The sequence below is a fragment of the Pseudoalteromonas rhizosphaerae genome, assembly GCF_902498845.1.
In the GTDB taxonomy this organism is placed as follows: Bacteria; Pseudomonadota; Gammaproteobacteria; order Enterobacterales; family Alteromonadaceae; genus Pseudoalteromonas; species Pseudoalteromonas rhizosphaerae.
Genome location: NZ_CABVLM010000005.1, coordinates 103,763 through 123,721 on the forward strand (window position 1 = coordinate 103,763; position 19,959 = coordinate 123,721).

Below are 19,959 nucleotides of genomic sequence, written 5' to 3' on the forward strand. Positions count from 1 at the left end.
ATGGATAAAACCTACAATCCGCAAGATATTGAACAGTCGTTATACCAAGACTGGGAACAAAAAGGCTACTTCAAACCATCAGGTAAAGGCGATGCATATTCAATTATGATCCCGCCACCCAATGTCACTGGTAGCTTACACATGGGCCACGCTTTCCAAGACACCATTATGGATACCTTAACGCGTTTTAAACGTATGCAAGGTAATAACACATTATGGCAAGTAGGTACTGACCACGCAGGTATTGCTACGCAAATGCTGGTTGAACGTAAACTCTCTGCTGAAGAAGGTAAAACACGCCACGACTTAGGCCGTGAAGCTTTCATCGACAAAATTTGGCAGTGGAAAGAACAATCTGGCGGGACTATCACAAAACAACTTCGTCGCCTTGGCGCATCGGTTGACTGGGATCGTGAACGTTTCACAATGGATGACGGCTTATCAGAAGCCGTTAAAGAAGTGTTTGTACGCTTACACAAAGAAGATTTAATTTATCGTGGTAAGCGCCTAGTAAACTGGGATCCAAAGCTACACACGGCTATCTCTGATCTTGAAGTTGAAAACAAAGACAAACAAGGCCACATGTGGCACCTACGTTACCCATTGGCTGATGGTGTTACAACCCAAGGCGGTAAAAACTACATTGTAGTGGCAACGACTCGCCCAGAGACCATGCTTGGTGACTCAGGTGTTGCAGTAAACCCAGATGACGAACGCTATCAAGACTTGATCGGTAAAGAGATTTTACTGCCGATTGTTAATCGTCGAATTAAAATTGTTGCTGATGAACATGCCGATAAAGACAAAGGCACTGGTTGTGTAAAAATCACGCCAGCACACGACTTTAACGATAACGAAGTTGGTAAACGTCATCAAATGCCGTTGATCAATATCTTCGATAAAGATGCCGCAATTCTAAGCCAAGGCGAAACCTACACCTTTGATGGTAAAGAGCTTGAGTTTGATGCACCAATTCCTGAGCGCCTGCATGGTCTTGACCGCTTCGATGCACGTAAAGCAATTGTGGCTGAATTTGAACAGTTAGGCCTACTTGAAAAGATTGAAGATCATGCTCTAACCGTACCTTACGGCGACCGCTCTGGTGTGGTTATTGAACCGCTACTTACTGACCAATGGTATGTACGTGTTGCACCACTGGCTGAGCCTGCAAAAGACGCAGTAAAAAATGGCGATATTCAATTTGTACCTAAGCAATACGAGAACATGTATTTCTCGTGGATGAACGACGTACAAGATTGGTGTATTTCGCGCCAGTTATGGTGGGGTCACCGCATTCCTGCTTGGTACGACAGCGAAGGCAACGTTTTTGTTGGCCGTGATGAAGCAGAAGTACGTCGTGAAAACAACATTGCTGATAGCGTAACACTTAGCCAAGACGAAGATGTACTCGATACCTGGTTCTCATCAGCACTTTGGACTTTTTCAACCCAAGGCTGGCCTGCGAACACAGATGATTTGAAAACTTTCCACCCGTCTGACGTATTGGTAACTGGTTTTGATATTATCTTCTTCTGGGTAGCGCGCATGATCATGATGACCATGCATTTCATCAAAGATGATAACGGCAAGCCACAAGTGCCCTTTAAAACGGTTTACGTTACGGGTCTTATTCGCGATGAAAATGGCGATAAAATGTCAAAATCTAAAGGTAACGTACTTGATCCAATCGATATGATTGACGGTATCGACCTTGAAAGCTTAGTAACAAAACGCACCAGTAACCTGATGCAAGAAAAAGTTGCTAAGAAAATCGAAAAAGATACTCGTAAAACCTTTGATAACGGCATTGAAGCCCACGGTACAGATGCACTGCGCTTTACTTTAGCGGCAATGGCATCAACTGGTCGTGACATCAACTGGGATATGAACCGCCTTGAAGGTTACCGCAACTTCTGTAATAAGTTATGGAACGCCAGCCGTTATGTACTAATGAACACCGAAGAGCAAGATTGTGGCTTTACAAATGATGCTGTTAAAGAGTATTCACTTGCTGATCGTTGGATCTTAGGCCAATTTGAAGCAACTGTTAAAACCTATACTGAGCACTTAGATAACTACCGTTTTGACCTTGCAGCAAATACGCTTTATGAGTTCACTTGGAACCAATTTTGCGATTGGTACTTAGAGTTGACTAAGCCTGTATTATTCAAAGGCAATGAAGCACAACAACGTGGTACGCGTCATACGCTTATTACTGTGCTTGAAAGCCTACTGCGCTTAATGCACCCAATGATGCCATACATTACCGAAACGATTTGGCAACGTGTTGCGCCACTGGCTGGCCTTGAAACTGCAAACACTAGCATCATGGTTCAAGCCTTCCCTGTTTACACTGAAGCAAACGTTGATGCTAAAGCAATGGACGATTTAGAGTGGGTTAAACAATTCATTCTCGCCATTCGTAATATCCGTGGCGAAATGGATATCAGCCCGAGCAAGCCATTATCTGTATTACTTGCTAACGCATCAGATGAAGATAAACGCCGCATTGCAGAGAACGAAAGCTTCTTAGCTTCACTTGCTAAGATTGAAGTGTTTACTTTACTTGAAAATAAAGATGATGCTCCTGCATGTGCAACATCTTATGTTGGTAACCTTGAGATCATGATCCCAATGGCAGGTTTAATCGATGTTGACGCCGAACTTGCACGTATTGCTAAGCAGCTTGAAAAAGCCGAAAAAGGCCTAGCTCAAGTGCAAAATAAACTAGAAAACGAAAAGTTTGTTAACAATGCACCTGAAGCAGTCCTTGCTAAAGAAAATGAGAAACTTGCAGAGTTCTCAGATGCGAAAGCAAAACTACTTGATCAAAAAGCCAAGATCGAAAGCTTGTAACTAGATGCGGGGAACCCCGCACAGCTAGACACAAAAAAAGCCGCGTTAATAAATAACGCGGCTTTTTATTTGCGCGGGATAAACCCGCGCCTACAAATTAAAACGTGTAGTTATACTGCGCACCAAATAAGTATGCATGGCCTTTTGATTCAAAGCCCCACTGCTGACCTAAGCCATCAGATTCAGTAAAGTTTTGTGTTTTACCACGGAGAATACTCATACCAATATCTAGGTTTGCTTGTTCGCTCATGGTGTAGTTAACACCAAACGAGTACCAAAAACGGTCAGTATCAGGGATAGAAATTGACAGGTGTTTTTGATCGGCAGGTGATTCATCATAAGCAATACCAGCACGTAATAGTACAGCATCGTTAAACTGATAATCGCCACCGATTGAGTAACGCATTGAGTTTGAGAAGTGCTCATCTTTAGAGAATACAGGTGTATCTTTGCCTGGAACATAAGCTTCTAGCTTTTGGAAACTATCCCAACCAGTCCATAATACACTGTAGTGTAAGCCTGTTTTCTCATCTAACTGGTGTGTACCAGAGAACTCAGCAATCGCAGGGAGAGTGATTTCAACACTTCCAGGTACACTTACGCCAGCTAGGCCACCGATTTGTGCAGGTAATTGGTTAGAAAACTCGCCATCAAATGTGATATCTGTCTCGCTACGATAGTTAAAACCAAAGCGACTATTTTCATCAATCTGATAGCTAGCTCCTAAGTTCCAACCAAAGCCAGTATCATCGCCTTCTAAATGTACTGCTTGAGTTTGTGCTGGTAAACCTAATGGATTGGCACCAAAGTTACGAATGATTTTCGCATCTGCATAAACATAGTTTAAGCCAAGGCCAACACTAAATTGCTCATTGATTTTGTATGAACCACTAACGTTCATATTTACAGTAACAATCTCTGTTTCACCAGCAAGCTGGCCTGCAGGGTAATCTGCTTCAAATTCAGTTGATAAACCAAAATTTGAAAACGCACCAAAACCAACAGCAAACTTGTCATCGATAGGCATTACAAAATAACCTGCAGGAACAAAAGCTGCTGGCGCAATACTGCTGTCGTTTAGTTGACCTGGGTTAACTGATTGATTACTAGCTTCAGTGCCACGAAGGCTGACATCTGGAATGACAGCAATACCTGCAATGCTTAACTGCTGCTCTTTAAATACAGACATAAGAGCTGGATTACGCGCAACTACAGAGGCATCATCAGCCACTGCTGCTTCACCAGCATATGCACGCCCTAAACCTGAGGCATTTTGCTCTGCTAGCTGGAAAGCCGCTGCAAACGTATCTGCAGACATAACAGCAAGTGATGCTGCAATTAAAGTTTTTGTAAATTTCATTGTGTTTCCTTAACCAAACTAAATGTTTGGGTTCCCATGTGTTGTCTCTAATTATTAGGAGTAAGTTACTTCAAAACCTTAGCACAGTACCTTACTTTTAAATAAAAAACTGTAACAAAGCGTTAAAAACCCCATAAAAACCATTTTTTAACAGCAAAGTAACAGTTTTTTAAAACTCATCGGATAAGTTACAATAAAACTCACTTGCAATTAATTATCATTTAGATTGACTTGCTTGATCAGCACTATTAGACTGCCAAACAAGACTAGCAAAGGAGATGAAGCGGTGGAAATAGGATTAATTATTGCTGCGTTGGCTTTTTGTGGGGTAAGTGTATATTGCTTTTGCAAAGCTAATTTTTGTGCCTGCACCAGAGCTGGTGAATGCGATAACCCTGTTAACCATTATTGGTTAGGTGCTATCGTTTGTGCTTTAGTCGCACTAGTGTGCTGCTGCAGTGCGTTACATTCAGAGAATGGGACTTTATTGTGGCTATTATTAATGGTGAGTTGCTTCAGTGGTGCGCTATTATCGGCTAAGCAATCAACTAAAAAACACTGTAACAAAGCAATAACCAAAAAACCCCTTAAACCAACAGATGCTCTTTTAACAAACGAGCCAAATTAAGCTGATAATCTAATGGTTTGATACTCGCTAAAATCTTTAAGTCATGATCTGGTGAAGTTAAATCAACATCTTTTGCCGTAATATGATGACTATGCTTAGCATTATAGAAAACTTTAACTTTAGGTTGAATGGGGTTCTGATGATTACCTTCTGTTACTAATGCCAATCGTTCATTGGTTAATTTAACAATCGTACCGACCGGATGCACACCTAAACACTTAATAAACCGCTGTACTAACTCACCATCAAACATGTGTTTATTAGCTAATAAATAGCGCAGTGCGTTGACCGGTTCATCACCTAATTGATGGGGCCTGTCCGCTGTCATCGCGTCATACACATCAACTATCGCCATAATTCGTGCTGGTCGACTAAGTTTTTCACCCTGCAGACCTCGAGGATAACCACTGCCATCTAAGCGCTCATGGTGATTAACTATCATATCAAGCATTAATGGGGTAATGCCTTTTTCGCCTTTTACCAAGCCTAAACTTTGCGCTACATGCTTTTTAATCGCTTGCATCTCAAGTTTATTTACTTTTTCAGGTTTAGAAAAAATCCCTTGTGGTAATTTAGCTTGTCCCAAATCGTGCAGCAAGGCACCCATGGCAAGCTCTTGCACAACACTTTCTTTGTAACCTAAGTACTTGGCAAATACAGTGACAAAAATAGCGCAGTTAGTCATATGTCGCCAGTTGTACATATGCTTATCTTTAATGCGGGTTAAAATAGTCATTGCATTATGATTACGAAATACCGATGCCACAATATCTTTAGCTATACCATCAAGCAGTACGATATTCATCTTTAAGCCTGAGGTAACGTCGCCATATAAACTTTGTAAATTACGATTATGTTGCTCATAGCTCACACTCGCTTTAGCAAACTCTTGCTCAACTGAAATAACCTTTTTTATCTTTAATTTATTAGGGTTATTGGCCGTTGCAGCAGCGACTTCAGGTTTGAGCTGATATTTGGCAGGAACACTCACATCACTTTGCGTAAAATCTATCAGCAGCTCTTGAACTCCTTCGGATACCAAGCGCTTAATGATCGATTTATCGCGAACTAGGCCGCGAGTTTTGATTTTTATACTATCAACCCCCTCAAACTGCTTGCTAACACTGTCAACAAACATTCCTGGTACGAGTTCAGAAATTGGAAGGGTAATAAGCATATAAAGTGATTAATTCATTTCAAAAAATAATAATTACTGATTATCAACGATCCACTACAAATGTCTATAACAAAAGTAACGAATACGAAATAAGCACTAGGAAATGATGAATTGGTGAGTTGGCGAGTTGGCGAGTCAATAATAGTTATGGATTACACTAGGTCCTAGTGGTTAGGACCTAGTGGCTAACACATTACTCTTGGAAGTAAGTGCCCCAGCCGTCGTATTCTACGTCGGTGTCGATCGCAAGTTGTGCTAGTTTATCAACATCTTCCATTATTACGTCAACATCTAACTCAGCTTCAACAACGATGTCAAAGCCCCAAATCTTACTGCCGTCTTCAAGCTCAAGCTCTGCAGGCTCTTCAACGTCATAGCCTAGTTTAAACGCAGCTAGTGCAGCTTGCTCAAGCTTGACAAAGTCTTCGCAAACAAAGTGATGTTCTACTTCGTATAAGATCTCAGGATCAGAACCATCTTCTAATAACGAAGTTACAATGTCTTCACTAATTTCACGCCAATTTTCCATTACTTTTCTCTCACTTGAGCATCTAATTCAGTTATTCTAGCAGCCATTTTGCTATGAATACGCTTTGCGTGTTCACGTGCTCCAATCGTTTTATCAAGTGGTTCTGGCGCTAACATGTCTATGTAGATTATACCATTGTCCCAGCGATTTAGCTTAATGGTTTTATATGTTGTGCTCATACATACGGGTACTACAGGTACATCCGCATTTAAAGCCGTGTGGAATGCACCTGTTTTAAATGGTAATAAGCCACGTCCGTAACTGCGGGTTCCCTCTGGGAAAATCCACACTGACAGGCCTTTTTGTTTGATTTTATCGGCCGATTTAGTGATCGTGCCAGCCGCTTTAGAGCGATTACCCCGATCAATTAGAATATTGCCCGAAAGCCAATATAGCTGTCCAAAAAATGGGATCCACTTAAGACTTTTTTTACCTAAACTGACACAGTTTTTTGGTACCGCCGCCGGTAAAGTGAAAATATCGTAATTATTTTGATGGTTTGCAACATATACTGCAGGGCCACAACTTTGCGCGTCAGGATGGCGTGTAATAACCACGTTTACACCAAGCATTTTAGCCACTGTGCCAAACCAACTTGAAATAATATGTACATTATTTATATGAAAAGGTTTTACTAAACAAAGGAGTAAACCAAATACACAGCTTAATAAAATAAACAATGCCATAATAACAATACGAATAATAGCTAACAAAGAAAACGCTCCAAAAATAATAACGCCAGCATTATAGCGTTATTTTTACCGCTAAACGAGTTTTTAGCGAACACATGTAAGCTTAAAATAATTTTCTGCTTTAAAAACAAACGACCTGCAATAGCAGGCCGTTTTATTCATAGATATTAAAAAAATACTTACTCGGTTTCTGTCGGCTCAATGTCATCATCAATCGCCGTCAACTCTACAACCGCTTCATCGACACGCTGTAAACCACGCGGTAATTTATTACCTCGACGACCACGCTCACCATGATAATGCTCTAAATCACTGGGTTTAAGAGTCAGCTTACGCTTACCTGCATGCAGGGTAACACTGGTACCTTCAGGCACCACTGCCAGCACTTTAACAAACTCTTCACGCGCTTGTACTTTGGCACTTGGGATAGAGATTATCTTGTTACCCTTACCTTTACCTAGTTTTGGTAAATCACGTAATGGGAATAACAACATCCGGCCTTCATTCGATATCGCCATACAGTAATCGTTAGCAACATCATTAACCCTAATTGGCGCTAATAATTGCCCACCTTTAGGCACACTAACCAAGGCTTTACCGTTTTTGTTTTTACTTACTAGATCTACAAAATCAGTAATAAAACCATAACCTGCATCTGATGCCATTAACAGTACTTGTTTGTCTTCGCCCATCACTACATGCTCAAAATTAGCACCTGCAGTGAGGTTAAACCGCCCTGTCATTGGTTCACCTTGGCTTCGTGCCGACGGTAACCCATGCGCATCAGTGGCAAATGCACGCCCAGCAGAATCTAAGAACACCGCAGGTTGATTACTCTTACCACGGGCAGAGGCTTTATATGCATCGCCAGCTCGATAACTGAGCCCTTCAACATCTAAATCATGGCCTTTACCAACACGCGCCCAACCTTTTTCAGACAACACAACGGTTACTGATTCTGATGGGATTAAATCTTTTTCGCTTAATGCTTTCGCTTCAAGACGTTCGACAATCGGTGAACGGCGTTCATCACCATACAGCTCTGCTGCTTCTTGAATCTCTTTTTTTAGTAACGTCGACATACGACGTTCAGAGCCTAATATCAGCTGTAATTTATCGCGCTCTTTGGCAAGCTCATCTTGCTCCCCACGAATTTTAAACTCTTCAAGTTTCGCTAAATGACGTAGTTTTAATTCAAGGATTGCTTCGGCTTGGATGTCTGTAATACCAAAGCGTTCCATTAATACCGGCTTTGGCTTGTCTTCGGCACGAATAATTTCGATCACTTCGTCAATATTTAAGAAGGCTGCCAATAAACCTTCTAAAATATGTAAACGAGCCAATACTTTATCTAAACGGTATTGCAGGCGACGGCGCACTGTTTCACGGCGGAACACCAGCCACTCAGTTAAAATTGTTCGTAAATCTTTTACCTGCGGACGGCCATCAAGGCCAAGCATATTGATATTAACGCGGTAATTTTTTTCCAAGTCTGTAGTGGCAAATAAATGAGCCATTAACGGCTCCACTTTAATGCGATTAGAACGCGGAATGATGACAATCCGGGTTGGATTTTCATGATCTGATTCGTCACGTAAATCAGCGACCATAGGCAGCTTTTTGGCATTCATTTGCGCTGCGATTTGCTCAAGTACTTTACCACCAGAACATTGATGTGGCAGTGCAGTAATGACAATATCGCCGTGCTCCTCTGTATAAATAGCGCGCATTTTTATCGAACCACGGCCGGTTTGATAAATTTTACGAATATCCGCTTTTGAAGTAATTATTTCAGCTTCAGTTGGGTAATCGGGAGCTTGTACATGCTCAAGCAATTGATCTAGTTCAGCTTTAGGGTTATCCAATAGCAAACAACAGGCACTGGCTACTTCGCGTACGTTATGTGGCGGAATGTCAGTTGCCATACCCACTGCAATACCCGTAATACCATTGAGTAAAATATGTGGTAAGCGTGATGGTAATACTTGTGGCTCGTCCATTGTGCCATCAAAGTTTGGCGTCCAATCAACAGTCCCTTGGCCAAGTTCTTTTAACAGTACTTCTGAGAACTTAGATAAACGCGCTTCGGTATAACGCATTGCCGCAAATGACTTTGGATCATCTGCAGCACCCCAGTTCCCTTGCCCATCAACTAATGGGTAACGATAAGAAAATGGTTGTGCCATTAACACCATCGCTTCATAACAAGCGCTATCACCATGAGGATGGTACTTACCGAGTACATCACCAACGGTACGGGCTGACTTTTTATATTTAGCCGTTGCCGATAACCCCAGTTCGCTCATGGCGTAAATAATACGACGTTGTACTGGTTTTAGACCATCGCCAATATGTGGCAATGCCCTATCCATGATCACATACATGGAATAATTCAAATAGGCGTCTTCGGTAAAACGCCCCATTGTTTGTTGCTCAATTCCTTGCAATAGCAAGGTATCTGTATCACTCATCAAAGCCTACCTAATTTTTTTTATAGCTTACACGGTAGATCACATTGGCATAATCATCGGAGATCAATAAGCTGCCATCGGCAAGTTCTGCAAAAGCAACCGGACGACCCAATGTTTCTTCGTTTTTCATAAAGCCCGTAATAAACGGCGTGTATTTTATCACACGTCCTTGCTCAATAGTGGCAACTGCCACTTTATATCCAGATTTTTTACTACGGTTCCAAGAGCCGTGTTCAGCAACAAATAATTGTTGCTTATAATTAGCAGGAAATTGTTTACCTTGATAAAAATGAATCCCTAATGGGGCTACATGCGCACCCAAGGCTAAAGCTGGGGCACTGTAATCGGCAATATTTTTACCTTTACCAAATTCAGGATCTAAGATGGCACCTGCATGCACATAGGGAAAACCAAAATGTTCACCTTCGGTTGTTAAGCGGTTTAGTTCATCCGGTGGAAGATCATCACCCATCATGTCTCTGCCATTATCACTAAACCACATAGCTTGGGTGCTAGGATGAAAGTCAAAGCCAACAGAGTTACGCACACCTTGTGCTAACGTGGTCATTTGTTTGGTGTTTACATCCAATGAAAATATTCGCCCATAGCGCTCATCTTCAGCGCAAATATTACAAGGTACACCCACAGGAATGATCAGCTCGCCGGTTGGTGAGAAGCGTAAAAACTTCCAACCGTGATGACGCTCTGTCGGTAATGCGTCGTAAACCACTTCATATTTAGGTGCTTTCAATTGTGTATCAATATTTTTGAAGCGAATAATACGTTGCACTTCAGCAACATATAAGTCGCCATCTTTGATCGCTAAACCTGAAGGCATAGTTAAACCACTGGCCACCAAAATTTGTTTATCGGCAACCCCATCACTATTGTGATCAATCAGTGCATACACATTGCCCGCGTTTCGCGAGCCAACATACACAATACCTTTTTTAGATACTGCTAATTGCCGTGCATTTTCCACATCACTGGCAAATATGTTTACAGTAAAGCCATCAGGAACACTGAGTTCTTTAAGGATTTCTTTTGCTGCTAAGGGAGTACTTAGCAAGCCTAATGTTAATACAGAAACTAGTAATTTATTCATCGATTTCTACCCTATTACGGCCATGATCTTTTGCGGCATATAACGCTTTGTCTGCTTTTTTAAATAAATCTTTAAATGAGCCTAGTTGCGCTTGCTTTTGCGCCACACCAAAACTTGCAGTGACTTTGATCTCATTTCCATCACTGATTATACGTTCTTTTTCAATCTCAGTTTTAATTCGATTAGCAATTTCAGTGGCTTCAGCTAGAGTGGTATTGTTGAGTACCACTAAAAACTCTTCACCACCAATGCGCCCTAGAATATCATTCTCTCTGATCGCTCGCAGAGATGTATTCGTGATCGCTTGTAACACTAAATCCCCTGCCGGATGGCCAAAATCATCATTAATGTTTTTAAAGTGGTCTAAATCAAAAGCAATCAAACAAAAATTGTGATCGTCTTTTTTTAACTGTTGCCACTGTAACTGAGCTAACTCTATTATTTTACGTCTATTAGCCACACCAGTTAAAACGTCCGTATTGGCTAGCACACTAAATTTGCGCTTTAAACTATATTGTCGCCATGAAAAAATTAACAGCAATAAAAATAATAATAGTACGCTTAGCATAATGGTTTTTTGTAATGCTTGCTGTTGCTTAATTTCTTGTAATGCAAATTCGCTAAGTTCTTTATCTTTTTCAAGCAGCTGTCGTTCAATTTCTACTTGTTTAGTATCAAACTGAACTTGATAGCGAGAACGGGATAACTCTCGCACTTTATTATAATGTTGAGCATTTAAAGCGATAAGATCTTGCTGATGTAAGTACGCCTGCTGATAATCTTGTTGCTGCACCGCAAGCTGAGTAAGCAAGCGGGTTAACTTCAATAGTGATGTGATACTGTTTTCTATCGGAATTTGCTTCGACAACTGCTGCGCTTTAGTTAAGGTTATCGTGGCTTGCTCAGGCAAATTCAGTGCTAACTCAATACCTGCTTGAGTATAGAAGTGGTTAGCAATGGTAACTACATCTTCAAGCCTGTCAAAATATTGATTACTCAATGACAAATAATGGCTAGCTAGAGCCATATCTTGTTCTAATAAATATGCTTCTGCTAAGATAATATAACCGTAGTACACTAATTTTTCATTGGCTAACTTTTTGCTCAACGTCAGTAATTTCTGACTACTTGCAATCGCCTCTTGGCTGCGCCCCATCTTTAAATAAACTTTAGCTAAATGAAAATACGACACTAAACTGTCAAACGCTAAGTCATGTTTTAAAAAATAATCTAATGCCTTAGTTTGCACTTCAATTGCTTTGTTGTAATCAAACAAATATTCGTACGATTTTGCCATTGTTGATTCTATGTAGGCTAAATCAAGTAAACTTCCACTACGCTTAATAATTACATAACTTTTATAGAAGTAATCTAATGCCCGAATATCATCATGGTTATACACATAAAAATTAGCTAAAGCGCCATATACATCACTTTTTAGCTTATCATTATCAAGTTGTTCAACTAACTTTTTGGCAGTCATTAAAACCGCTAATGATTTTTCAGTTTGCCCAGTAAAATTGTAAATATCCGATTTTACTAAGTAGTAGCTTATCAGCGCATCACTACTTAGTGAGTTTAGCTGCTTCGCTATTTGCTGTTCCAATTCAATGGATTTAGTTATTTCACCATTTAACAAGTAATTTTCAGCTAAATTGAGTTGTAACCTTGTGCGTTGTAACACTGTTAAGCGACTCGTATGCTCTACTAATAATAGCGCTACAAACTCAATGGCTTGGCCTGGATCCTGAATGCTTTTTTCGTGGGCGGTATGCAGTTGTGTTGTTAACCATTGCTCATCAAAAGCGGTTTTTTGCTGTGCTTTTAAAGGTGCGCAGTACAAGTACAAACAAGTAACAAGAATCGTTAATAAAACTAAACTGTTTAAATGTTTAAAACAACTCCCTTGCTGTACTTGCATGGCATTACACCCTTGAAAAATCACACTTGAGCACGATTACCGTGATCTTCTAACCATTGACGACGATCTGATGAGCGCTTTTTCGCCAGCAACATATCCATCATTTCCATGGTTTCAACTTCATCTTCTAAGGTTAGCTGAACTAAGCGACGAGTATTAGGATCCATGGTCGTTTCGCGTAGTTGCAGTGGGTTCATTTCCCCCAAGCCTTTGAAACGCTGAACATTTACTTTACCGCGTTTTTTCTCTGCTTCAATACGCGCTAGGATGCCGGATTTTTCATCTTCATCAAGGGCATAATAAACATCTTTACCAATGTCGATTCTAAACAACGGCGGCATAGCTACATATACGTGACCCGTTTTCACCAACGTTGGGAAATGACGAACAAATAGTGCACACAACAAAGTCGCAATATGCAGTCCATCGGAGTCAGCATCCGCTAAGATGCAAATTTTATTATAGCGTAAAGAAGAGATATCAGTTGAGTCAGGGTCGATACCCAGCGCCACAGAAATATCGTGCACCTCTTGTGACGCTAAAATTTGCCCTGATTCAACTTCCCACGTATTCAAAATTTTACCACGTAGTGGCATTATTGCCTGAAACTCACGATCACGTGCTTGTTTAGCTGAGCCACCAGCTGAGTCACCTTCTACTAAAAACAGCTCCGTACGGTCGTTATCTGCAGCGCTACAGTCGGTTAATTTGCCCGGTAATGCGGGGCCTGCGGTAACACGCTTACGCACCACTTTTTTGGCTGCGCGAAGACGTTTTTGTGCATTAGAAATACATAACTCTGACAGTAACTCAGCAGTATCGGTGTGCTCATTTAACCATAAACTGAATGCATCTTTTACCACCCCAGATACAAATGCCGAGCACGAACGAGAAGATAATTTCTCTTTGGTTTGACCGGCAAATTGTGGATCTTGCATTTTCACTGATAAAACGTAGCTACACCGTTCCCAAATGTCATCGGGGGTGAGCTTAACGCCACGCGGCAGTAAGTTTCTAAATTCACAAAACTCACGCATAGCCTCAAGTAAACCTTGTCGCAAACCATTTACGTGAGTACCGCCTTGCGCAGTTGGTATTAAGTTAACGTAACTTTCAGCTATCGATTCACCGCCTTCAGGTAACCAAACAACCGCCCAATCAGCACCTTCCGTTGAACTTGAAAACTCACCGGTAAATGGGTCTTTTGGCAGTACTTCGTAACCTTTAACAGCTTCGTTTAAGTAGTCTTTAAGGCCTGTTTCGTAATACCACTCTTGGGTTTCTTTGGTTTGTTTATTAACAAACTTAATACGTAAACCTGGGCAAAGTACGGCTTTAGCTTTTAATAAATGATGTAATTTAGTCAACGAGAAATTAGCTGAGTCAAAGTAGCTTACATCAGGCCAAAAACGTACAGTTGTACCTGTATTACGTTTACCTACGGTGCCTATAACATGAAGATCTTCAACTTTATCACCGCTTTCAAACGCCATCATGTATTGTTGTGCATCGCGGCGCACAACCACTTCAACGCGCGTTGATAATGCATTAACCACGGAGATCCCTACCCCGTGCAAACCACCTGAAAATTGGTAGTTTTTATTAGAGAACTTGCCACCAGCATGCAGCTTGGTAAAAATCAATTCGACCCCAGGAATACCTTCTTCTGGGTGAATATCGATAGGCATACCACGGCCATCATCGCTAACTTCTAGCGAATTATCTTCATGCAAAATGACATCAATTCTAGTGGCATGTCCGGCCATGGCTTCATCGACACTGTTATCAATAACCTCTTGTCCTAAGTGATTAGGACGGGTGGTGTCGGTGTACATACCAGGGCGGCGTTTAACAGGTTCTAACCCATTTAATACTTCAATGGCTTCGGCGTTATAATTTTGCTGACTCATAGTTTTTATCTTTTATGCGCTTAGCTAAGTTTTACGTGATTTTAAGAAAATCTACAATACTAGCAATGGAGTCATCAAAGCCAACAAAGCTATGATCACCACCAAATTCTATCTGTTGCTTGCATTGTGAATAATATTTAACGGCCTGCTGATAATCCAGTACTTCATCACCCGTTTGCTGTAATAAGTACAGTAATGATGGGCGCTCTAAGCTAGGTATCGACAGTGATTTTAACGCGTTAATATGACTATTGTTGAGCTCGTAATGGCTATCCTGATAGGGATTATAGTTCGGCCCTAACAAAGAACTCAATAATAAATAAGGCTTAACCGCAGGGTTTATAACCACTGCTGGTAACTGATATTTTTGCGATAAATAAGTGGCGTAAAAACCACCTAAAGAACTGCCAAGTAATACAGTATTTGGCGTTAATAATTGTTCAATTTGAATTATCACATGAAACGGTTCATGGCTTAGCCGTGGCACACAATAATCAACGTCATAGTGTGCCATATACTCACCAAAGCGGACAGCTTTAAATGAATGTTCGCTGCTATTAAAACCATGAATATAAATTACTCGTTGGGCCACATCAGTTCCGAGTTAATTAATAGTTTTGCACTGTTTGTTGGCTTTGATATTGTCAACAATCGATAACCAGGCCCCGCATTGTGTTGCTGCCAGTCATCGGTGTATTTAGTAAACTGCACTGAGCTTGCTGGCGTAGCAAAAATCTCAATACTTCTGAATTTAAATTGATAGTCATTGTGAACATGACCATGAAATAACTGCCTTACTAGCGCGCTATTATGCAATACATTAAGTAGTTGCGGGCCATTTTCGAGCATATGCTTGTCTAGGTAACCATTAATAGGTAATGGATTATGGTGGCAAAAAGCCACGCTCGGCGACTGTGAAGTCGCTAATAAATCAGCGAGTTCATTTAAATCGGCTTCGCTTACCCAACCTGCTGGTGTTGGCCCTTTAGAGCTAATTAACAACACTTCAAAGCCATCGGCAATTAATCGTTTTGCGCTATTGATTTGACCACCAGAAATACGCTGCATCGCACTGATATCATCATGATTACCAGGCAGCCAAAAAACAGGGCAAGTAAGCGCAGAATCGGCAATCAACTGAGCAAACAACAAATATGATGCAAAACTGTGATCTTGGGTTAAATCGCCACCAAAGATCACGGCGTCCAATGACTGTTTTGCCATATCTGCAAGCGCGCGAGAAAAGTGCTCAGCGGTATTGACCGCAAAATACTCCCCTTGTGGGTCTGCAAATAAGTGACAATCGGTAATATGCGCTAAGCGCAGCTGAGTATTATTGAACTGCGCCGACTCATCAAACCAGGCCATCATTTATATCCCAGTTAAGTACCGCTCGACCACTTTCAACACACGCCACTAACCAATCATACAAAAACGCATTAAGTTGATATTTTTCATCTTTTTGATGCATTTGCGGATTAGGGTAACCATATGAAGGTTTGATCCTTTGATGGTAATCATGGTGAATTATTTCAGCAACTTTTGCATCGTGATATAAACGCACAGTTAAAAACAGCGGATTAAACCCTTTTAACATACCGGTTAATTGCGTTATTGAAATATCCATCGTGTATTTAGCACAGCCATCCACCTTAATTACAAACTGGTTATTACCCAATTGTACTTGACGTGTATTGCCTTCTTTGCGCTCATTGGGCAACAATTTTAAAGCACGTAAGTAGTTATGCTCACATAACGTCAAGTATTTAGGAAGACTCTGAATATATCGTTGTTTCACTGCAAGTGCTGTCACATTACCGCCATAAAGTTAGAGGTTAAGGGTAGTCTATTACTATTTTAGCTGCGCTGATTAATTATACGTTCGCGATTAAGCGCTAACCACTGCAATGAAATTACCGAGGCAGCATTATCTATCTCACCGGTTGCTAAACGCGCCATTGCATCATCAAAACTGAGAATATGCGTTTTAATATCTTCACCTTCAGTTGCAAGTCCATACACGTCACTTTGCAGCTGGCTTAAATCCGTTTTTGCAAGATAAAGATGTAACCGCTCAGTAGTCCCTCCTGGGCTTGACAGGTACGATAGCATAAATTCCAATTCGCTCAGTACTAAGCCCGCTTCTTCAAATGCTTCGCGCCTAGCGACATCTTCATAATTAGTACTGCCATCGGTCATGCCTGCTATACATTCTAATAACCAAGGTGACTGTTTAGTTCTTATCGCGCCAATACGTATTTGTTCTATCAACAAAATACTGTCTGCTATGGGATCATACGGTAAAACTGCAACCGCGTCACCGCGTTCGAGTATCTCACGACGGATAGTCTCTGATTGACCCCCCGCAAATAATGCATGTTCAAACTGATATAAGTTAATATTAAAAAAGCCGCTATAAAGTACTTCTATAGGAGCAATTTTAACGTCTTGTTTGGTAAATTTTGTGAGCTTTTCATCAGCCATGAAGTTTCCTATTACACATGCTATTACTTGAATTTAAACCTAGATACTTACTATCATGTCCGGGGATTATACCCAAACCACCTCAAGATGCAGAATCCAGCGTTTCACAGGGGCTTAATATCAAGGCGTTACTTTGCAACAATGGCAGTCCCTTTTAAGAAGTAACAACGATGAGAGTAAGTTCCTGTGAAACGCCCAGGGGGGTTGGTTTAAAAGCGATTTATACTGCGTTATTGATTTTAATAATAGAACCACTATAACTTACAATCAATGCCTTGCCTAAATCGCTTTTAATTCCAACTGAAACTCACATATTGAGGTGGTTTGGGTATATATTCTGTTACACTTGTTTACGCTGTTTTACGCAAATTTTTTTTTGTTCTTAAGTAAAACAGGTTACCATGCTTTTAGAACGTAAATTGTCTAAGGACTGAACGAATAATGAAAAAAAACATTCTTGCTGCGCTGATTGGTATATCTTGCGCATTAACTGCCACAGCGTCAAATGCTGAAGACTTATTACAAGTTTATGAAATTGCCACAGCTAACGATCCTACTGTTTTAAAAGCAAAAGCCCAAGCAAACGCACAAGCTTATAACAGTGACCGTGCAATGAGCGCATTATTGCCACAAATCGGTTTTTCTATGGGGTATGATAAAACCGATAGCACATCATTTAATGGTACTGATGCGGCAGGTTACACCAAGGTCGATAGCGATTCAGATACATTCAGCCGTGGTCTTAAACTAAGCCAGACACTGTTTGATTTAGGTGCATGGAATTCACTCGGTATTGCAGACAAACAAGCGTTGCAAGCAGCTGCTCAATATGACTTTGCCAAGCAAGATCTCATTGTTCGTGTTGCTGATGGCTATTTCAACGTATTAAGTTCGATTGATAACTTAGAATTTGTACAATCTGAAAAACGCGCTATTGAACGTCAACTTGAGCAAACCAAACAGCGTTATGCAGTAGGCTTAACGGCAATTACCGATGTGCATGAAGCGCAAGCACAATTCGATAACTCGGTTGCCCGCGAAATCGTTGCCAGAAACGGCGTTGAAACCGCCCGTGAGCAGCTTCGCGAAATCACCGGTAAATATCACGCTAAGCTGGATATGTTAAACACTGAGACTTTCTCTACCGTTCAACCAGCAAAAAAATCACCCGATTATATTAAGCTTGCAGAACAAAATAATTTAACTCTGCAGGTCTCTAAAGTAACGGTTGATATCGCTAAAGATCAAATTGATTTAGCACAAGCGGGTCATTACCCTAAGCTGACTTTAGATGCCAGCTACGGTGATACACTAACTGATAGCAATAGCAACACTGCGCGCCCACGTGGTGATAGTACAAATATTGGCATTAACTTTAGTGTGCCAATATATTCAGGCGGTGCTACTACTGCAGCGACTGAGCAAGCACGTGCTTTTTATGTTGCTGCAAGTGAAGATTTAGAAGCAAGTCTACGTGGCGTAACCCGTTCGGTGATCACCTCTTATAATCAAGTAGTATCAGATATTGCGACCTTTAAAGCCCTTGAACAAGCAGTAGTTTCTGCTGAAAGTGCATTAAAAGCCACTGAAGCTGGTTTTGAAGTGGGTACTCGTACTATTGTTGACGTACTGGTCAGTACACAAAACTTATTTAACGCCAAACGTAACCTCGCTGATGTACGCTATCGCTACGTTGTATCAACGCTACGCTTAAAACAAGCAGCGGGCACGTTAACAAGTAATGATTTACAAGCCATCAACCAAGGTTTAAAAGAAATCCAATAAAGATAAGCTTAACATTACTCATTTAAAAGCCAGCAACTTGCTGGCTTTTTTGTATTTTTTTATTCATCCAGTTAAACTAGCTTCTTTTGCATATGAGATACTTCTGTGGTCAACAACTCCCCATTTAAATGGTCTTTCTTGGGCCCTCGTTATTGGTTTACTTGGTTTGGCGTATTTATTTTGTATATAATTTCTTGGCTACCGCAGAAATTACAACTTGCATTGGGCCGACTGCTAGGTCGCTTAGTCCATCGTTTTATGAAAAGTCGTCGCCATATTGCTGAAGTCAATATTAAACGCTGCTTTCCAGATATGCCCGCAGCCGAACAACAAGCATTAGTACTTTCTAACTTAGAAAATACCGGTATAGGTATGATTGAAACAGCCATGTCATGGTGGTGGCCTGATTGGCGTGTAAAAAAAGTTTGCGGCTCGGTTAAAGGGCTTGAATACTTTGAGCAAATACAACAATCTGGTAAAGGGATTCTAATGATAGTCCCACACATACTGCATCTTGAAATGGCAAGCCGTGTCATGGGATTACACTATCAAGGTATTGGTTTTTACCGCCCCCATAATAATCCGCTAATGGAATATTTTATTACTAATGGTCGTTTACGCTCAAATGAATTTGTGGTTGGCAAACGCGATGTTAAAGGCCTACTCAAAGCCTTAAAAAATAAAAAATTATGTTATTACTTACCCGATCAAGATTATGGCCGCCAACGCTGTGAATTTGCACCTTTTTTTGCAGTTCAAGATACCGCAACTACCACTGGGACTTTGCTATTTGCAGCCAGTAAGCACTGTGAAACCGTCAGTCTTATAAGTCGACGTGACGAACAGGGAAAATATCATTTAGAAGTACGCCCTATGCTTGAAAACTTTCCATCTGGCGATAACCTCGCCGATGTGACTCGTGTAAATCAACGCATTGAAGAAGCTATTAATGCCGCACCAGAACAATATATGTGGGTTCATCGACGCTTTAAAACCAGGCCGGATGAGAACGCCCCCTCTTATTACAAGTGACAACGCCGC

The 19,959-nt window shown here is 40.9% G+C and carries 16 protein-coding genes; 4 read left to right on the forward strand and 12 right to left on the reverse strand.

Translation table 11 applies throughout. The features are described 5' to 3' along the window. Nucleotides 1–2,856, forward strand: a complete 2,856-nt coding sequence (locus PSR9079_RS09280; protein WP_149981257.1) for a valine--tRNA ligase — start codon at nt 1–3, stop codon at nt 2,854–2,856. 97 nt (nt 2,857–2,953) lie between these two features. On the opposite strand, the gene PSR9079_RS09285 is transcribed toward PSR9079_RS09280, so the two are convergent. Continuing rightward, nucleotides 2,954–4,216, reverse strand: coding sequence for an outer membrane protein transport protein (locus PSR9079_RS09285; protein WP_145234979.1), 1,263 nt, complete (start codon nt 4,214–4,216; stop codon nt 2,954–2,956). A gap of 286 nt (nt 4,217–4,502) precedes the next feature. On the opposite strand from PSR9079_RS09285, the gene PSR9079_RS23940 reads away from it, so the two are divergent. Then, entirely contained in the window at nt 4,503–4,844 is a 342-nt protein-coding gene (locus PSR9079_RS23940) for a hypothetical protein (protein WP_149981258.1), read from the forward strand. Here the strand turns inward: PSR9079_RS23940 and PSR9079_RS09295 are convergent. The 11 genes from PSR9079_RS09295 to PSR9079_RS09345 form a co-directional block, all read right to left on the reverse strand. Continuing rightward, nucleotides 4,804–6,021: an HD-GYP domain-containing protein gene (locus PSR9079_RS09295; protein WP_149981259.1), complete on the reverse strand. Its 1,218-nt coding sequence runs from the start codon at nt 6,019–6,021 to the stop codon at nt 4,804–4,806. The two genes, PSR9079_RS23940 and PSR9079_RS09295, sit on opposite strands and share 41 nt — an antisense overlap. Nucleotides 6,022–6,214: 193 nt before the next feature. Next, on the reverse strand, nt 6,215–6,550 hold the full coding sequence (gene rraB, locus PSR9079_RS09300) for a ribonuclease E inhibitor RraB (protein WP_064667208.1): 336 nt from the start codon (nt 6,548–6,550) through the stop codon (nt 6,215–6,217). Then, nucleotides 6,550–7,263, reverse strand: a complete 714-nt coding sequence (locus tag PSR9079_RS09305) for a 1-acylglycerol-3-phosphate O-acyltransferase (protein WP_149981260.1) — start codon at nt 7,261–7,263, stop codon at nt 6,550–6,552. Before PSR9079_RS09305 ends, rraB begins: the two co-directional genes overlap by 1 nt. 158 nt (nt 7,264–7,421) lie before the next feature. After that, nucleotides 7,422–9,713 carry a DNA topoisomerase IV subunit A gene (parC, locus tag PSR9079_RS09310; protein ID WP_149981261.1) on the reverse strand — a complete coding sequence of 764 codons (2,292 nt, stop codon included), beginning with the start codon at nt 9,711–9,713 and terminating at the stop codon, nt 7,422–7,424. Between the two features lie 10 nt (nt 9,714–9,723). Then, complete coding sequence (locus tag PSR9079_RS09315) at nt 9,724–10,818, reverse strand: PQQ-dependent sugar dehydrogenase (protein ID WP_149981262.1); 1,095 nt, start codon at nt 10,816–10,818, stop codon at nt 9,724–9,726. After that, complete coding sequence (locus PSR9079_RS09320; protein WP_149981263.1) at nt 10,811–12,739, reverse strand: GGDEF domain-containing protein; 1,929 nt, start codon at nt 12,737–12,739, stop codon at nt 10,811–10,813. Before PSR9079_RS09320 ends, PSR9079_RS09315 begins: the two co-directional genes overlap by 8 nt. A 20-nt stretch (nt 12,740–12,759) precedes the next feature. After that, complete coding sequence (parE, locus tag PSR9079_RS09325; protein ID WP_145234966.1) at nt 12,760–14,649, reverse strand: DNA topoisomerase IV subunit B; 1,890 nt, start codon at nt 14,647–14,649, stop codon at nt 12,760–12,762. 31 nt (nt 14,650–14,680) lie between these two features. After that, nucleotides 14,681–15,241 (reverse strand): YqiA/YcfP family alpha/beta fold hydrolase, encoded by a 561-nt coding sequence (locus tag PSR9079_RS09330; RefSeq protein WP_149981264.1) that lies wholly within the window; start codon nt 15,239–15,241, stop codon nt 14,681–14,683. After that, on the reverse strand, nt 15,226–16,017 hold the full coding sequence (locus PSR9079_RS09335) for a metallophosphoesterase (protein WP_149981416.1): 792 nt from the start codon (nt 16,015–16,017) through the stop codon (nt 15,226–15,228). The genes PSR9079_RS09330 and PSR9079_RS09335 overlap by 16 nt, the downstream gene beginning before the upstream one ends. Further along, the gene (locus PSR9079_RS09340; RefSeq protein ID WP_145234962.1) at nt 16,004–16,462 is read right to left on the reverse strand and encodes a DUF1249 domain-containing protein; all 459 of its coding nucleotides are present in this window, start codon (nt 16,460–16,462) and stop codon (nt 16,004–16,006) included. Before PSR9079_RS09340 ends, PSR9079_RS09335 begins: the two co-directional genes overlap by 14 nt. Nucleotides 16,463–16,506: 44 nt before the next feature. Continuing rightward, nucleotides 16,507–17,133, reverse strand: coding sequence for an NUDIX domain-containing protein (locus PSR9079_RS09345; protein ID WP_149981265.1), 627 nt, complete (start codon nt 17,131–17,133; stop codon nt 16,507–16,509). A gap of 441 nt (nt 17,134–17,574) precedes the next feature. Between PSR9079_RS09345 and tolC the strand changes: the two genes are divergently transcribed. Continuing rightward, nucleotides 17,575–18,918, forward strand: a complete 1,344-nt coding sequence (gene tolC, locus PSR9079_RS09355) for an outer membrane channel protein TolC (protein WP_149981266.1) — start codon at nt 17,575–17,577, stop codon at nt 18,916–18,918. 105 nt (nt 18,919–19,023) lie between these two features. Further along, nucleotides 19,024–19,950, forward strand: coding sequence for an LpxL/LpxP family Kdo(2)-lipid IV(A) lauroyl/palmitoleoyl acyltransferase (gene lpxL, locus PSR9079_RS09360; RefSeq protein WP_149981267.1), 927 nt, complete (start codon nt 19,024–19,026; stop codon nt 19,948–19,950). The last annotated feature ends 9 nt before the right edge of the window (nt 19,951–19,959 follow it).

What these genes read in the sequence shown, in the direction of transcription:
- PSR9079_RS09280 (WP_149981257.1), top strand. Translation starts at nt 1, where the DNA reads ATGGATAAAACCTACAATCCGCAAGATATTGAACAGTCGTTATACCAA.
- PSR9079_RS09285 (WP_145234979.1), bottom strand. Translation starts at nt 4,216, where the DNA reads ATGAAATTTACAAAAACTTTAATTGCAGCATCACTTGCTGTTATGTCT.
- PSR9079_RS09295 (WP_149981259.1), bottom strand. Translation starts at nt 6,021, where the DNA reads ATGCTTATTACCCTTCCAATTTCTGAACTCGTACCAGGAATGTTTGTT.
- rraB (WP_064667208.1), bottom strand. Translation starts at nt 6,550, where the DNA reads ATGGAAAATTGGCGTGAAATTAGTGAAGACATTGTAACTTCGTTATTA.
- parC (WP_149981261.1), bottom strand. Translation starts at nt 9,713, where the DNA reads ATGAGTGATACAGATACCTTGCTATTGCAAGGAATTGAGCAACAAACA.
- PSR9079_RS09315 (WP_149981262.1), bottom strand. Translation starts at nt 10,818, where the DNA reads ATGAATAAATTACTAGTTTCTGTATTAACATTAGGCTTGCTAAGTACT.
- PSR9079_RS09320 (WP_149981263.1), bottom strand. Translation starts at nt 12,739, where the DNA reads ATGCAAGTACAGCAAGGGAGTTGTTTTAAACATTTAAACAGTTTAGTT.
- parE (WP_145234966.1), bottom strand. Translation starts at nt 14,649, where the DNA reads ATGAGTCAGCAAAATTATAACGCCGAAGCCATTGAAGTATTAAATGGG.
- PSR9079_RS09335 (WP_149981416.1), bottom strand. Translation starts at nt 16,017, where the DNA reads ATGGCCTGGTTTGATGAGTCGGCGCAGTTCAATAATACTCAGCTGCGC.
- PSR9079_RS09345 (WP_149981265.1), bottom strand. Translation starts at nt 17,133, where the DNA reads ATGGCTGATGAAAAGCTCACAAAATTTACCAAACAAGACGTTAAAATT.
- tolC (WP_149981266.1), top strand. Translation starts at nt 17,575, where the DNA reads ATGAAAAAAAACATTCTTGCTGCGCTGATTGGTATATCTTGCGCATTA.